At 71.6% G+C, this 2,648-nt stretch carries 3 protein-coding genes; all 3 read right to left on the reverse strand.

The genetic code is table 11. The features are described 5' to 3' along the window. Nucleotides 1–159: 159 nt before the first annotated feature. A complete protein-coding gene (locus VGR37_00045) occupies nucleotides 160–1,320 on the reverse strand; it encodes a saccharopine dehydrogenase C-terminal domain-containing protein (GenBank protein HEV2145783.1) in 1,161 nt (386 codons plus the stop codon). A 139-nt stretch (nucleotides 1,321–1,459) separates the two neighbouring features. Next, nucleotides 1,460–2,110 (reverse strand): HAD-IA family hydrolase, encoded by a 651-nt coding sequence (locus VGR37_00050; protein ID HEV2145784.1) that lies wholly within the window; start codon nucleotides 2,108–2,110, stop codon nucleotides 1,460–1,462. A 59-nt stretch (nucleotides 2,111–2,169) separates the two neighbouring features. Further along, a partial coding sequence (locus tag VGR37_00055) for an alkaline phosphatase family protein (GenBank protein HEV2145785.1) occupies nucleotides 2,170–2,648 on the reverse strand: 479 nt, incomplete at its 5' end.

Genomic DNA, 2,648 nt, shown 5'->3' on the forward strand with positions numbered 1-2,648 from the left:
TTCTGCCCCAGAACAGGAAAGCGGAGCCGAGAGGTCTCGACTCCGCTCTACCGCATTCGGGCTGCAATCTGCTTCCTCTGCCTGAGTCTCCGAACTTCGCTCCTACCTCATTTCCAAAGTTCGGGATGACTCATGTCTCGCGTCCTCGAGCGGGCGCGGCTACACCGCGGCCGGCGAGAGGCGGTGCTCGTGGATGACGACGCCGCGGTTGGCGAGGGCGTCGATGTAGGACGGGGCGGGCATCGCCTCGTCGGGGGTCCAGACGCCGGGCTGGATCATCCCCTGCGCCTGGAAGGCGCCGGTGATGGCGAGCGAGAAGCCGGTGGTCCGCATCATCGCGGTGATCCCGGTCTTCGCGTCGAACCGGTCGAGCAGGTCCCAGCGGAGCAGCGCGGGCTCTCCGTCCCTGATCCCCTCGGCCTCCACGCGGAGCACCACCATGTCCGGGCTGGCGCGGTAGTCCTTGCGCAGCCGCGGCCCCACGACGGAGATGAACACGTCGCGCGGGACCACCTTGGTCCCCTTGACGTCCACCGGCTCCAGCTCCAGCAGGCCCAGGTCGCGGACGGCCTCCATGATCTTCGCGTGGCCGGGATAGCGCAGCGTCTTGTACTCCATGGTGGGGACCTTCCCCTCGTAGCTCTGCGCCATCGTGGAGAGGCCGCCCGCCGTGTGGAAGGCCTCCAGCGTGCCCGCGCCGGGGAACTCCAGCTCCTCCACCTCGGAGAGCGCCTTCACCTGGGTGGGCCTGCCGTCGCGCAGGACCCAGGAGAGGGTGGTGTAGTAGTCGAGCGCGCCCTCCAGCGAGTAGACGATCTGGTAGTTGAGCGGGGGCTCGGGGTTCTGCGGGAGCCCGCCCACCTTGATGCGCACGGCGTGCGTCTCGTCCAGCCGGCTGACGCCGTACTGGGCCAGGATGTTGACCATCCCGGGAGCCAGGCCGCAGTCGGGGATCACGCTGACGCCCCGCTCGCGGGCGCGGTCGTGCAGCTCCTTCTGCTGCAGCACGATCTCGGTGTTGCCGCCCAGGTCGCAGAAGTGGGAGCCCGCGTCGATCGCGGCGACGGCCATCCCCAGGTTGAAGTAGTACGGGAAGGCGCTCATGGTTGCCGTCGCCCCTTCCATCACGGCCCGCACGGCGGCACGGTCGTTGGCGTCCACCCTCTGCAGGGTGAGACGGCCGCCGACGTAGGGCTGGAGGAACTCGGCGACGTTGTCGACGTCGATGTCGGCGATGACCACGTCGTAGTCGGTGTGCGCGAGCAGGTCGTACGCACACGCCGATCCCTGCAGCCCCGCGCCGAGCACGAGCATCCGCATACCAGTCGCTCCTTCTCTGAAATGAACGGCGCCCGCGCGGCGCCGGCAAGCTTCCGTGAACCCGCCGCGGCCGGGTGGACCGCGCGGGCGGGAAGATACCCCCCGCCGACGCGGAGCGCAAAGCGTAGGCGCGGCCGCCTCAGCCCCCCTTTCCGACGACGACCAGCACCTCCCCCGGCGCCGCCAGCATCCAGTCCGGCCGCTCGCGCTCCAGCGCCTCGCGCGGGAACGGCCCCCAGAGCGCGCCCGCCGTGCGCGTCCCCGCCGCGCGCCCCGCCGCCATGTCGTGCGGGGAGTCGCCCACGAAGAGCGCCTCCCCGGCGGCGACGCCGAGCCGCTCCAGCGCACGGAGCACCGGCTCCGGGTGCGGCTTGGGCTGGGCCACGTCCTCCGGGGACACGATCACGGGGAAGTGGTCCACGATCCCGCACAGGTTCATCCCGCGCAGGGCGCTCTCGCGGTGCTTGCTGGTGACGATCGCCAGCCGGATGCCGCGCCGCCGCAGCTCGTCCACCGTTGCCAGCGTGTCCGGGAAGGGCGCCACCATCCGGTCGTGGTGCGCGCGCTGGTACTCGCGGTAGCTGTGGAGCATGGCCTCCGCCTCCGTCGCGGAGCGGGCGAAGCGGGCGATCTGCGTCTCCAGTGTCATCCCGAAGCCGCTCAGCCACTCCTCGTCGGGCGGCACCTGGCCGAGGTGGGTCCGCATGGTGTGCCGGTAGGAGCGCATGATGAGCTCCGTGGTGTCCGCCAGGGTGCCGTCGAAGTCGTACAGGACCGCTCTGAACTGCATGGGGGAGAGGGGACAGGTTACGGGGGACAGACTGCGAACGGCGAGGGCCGATCGCCTCGTCAGGGAATGCCGAGCAGCTCCAGCAGCGCGGGGGTGACGTCGGTGAGGTCGCGGACGCGCTCCGCGAGCGCCTCCCTCCCCCGCCCCACCGCGATGACGGGCACGGGGTTCAGCGTGTGGCCGGCGGTGACGTCCTCCACGTTGCCGTGGTCGCTGGCGACCATCAGCAGGGCGTCGTCCGGGAGGGCGTCCACCACGCCGCCCAAGAAGGCGTCCACCCGTTCCAGGGCCGCCACGCAGTCGGCCAGCGAGCCGCGGTGCCCCACGGCGTCCGTGTCGTAGTGGGCGAAGAGCGTCACGTGATGCCCGGCGGCGATCCCGGCGAGGTTGCCGCCCGCCTCCTCGGCGGTGACGGTGGGGACGTCGGCGCGGAGGTCGGAGCGCCAGCGGTCGTTGGTGATCGACGACGCCACCGCCCGCCCGGCGCGCAGCTCCTCCCGGTCGCGCCCCAGCAGCCCCGCGGCGTGCGCGGCCAGCG

This window comes from Longimicrobiaceae bacterium (genome assembly GCA_035936415.1).
Classification (GTDB): domain Bacteria; phylum Gemmatimonadota; class Gemmatimonadetes; order Longimicrobiales; family Longimicrobiaceae; genus JAFAYN01.

What these genes read in the sequence shown, in the direction of transcription:
- VGR37_00045 (HEV2145783.1), bottom strand. Translation starts at nt 1,320, where the DNA reads ATGCGGATGCTCGTGCTCGGCGCGGGGCTGCAGGGATCGGCGTGTGCG.
- VGR37_00050 (HEV2145784.1), bottom strand. Translation starts at nt 2,110, where the DNA reads ATGCAGTTCAGAGCGGTCCTGTACGACTTCGACGGCACCCTGGCGGAC.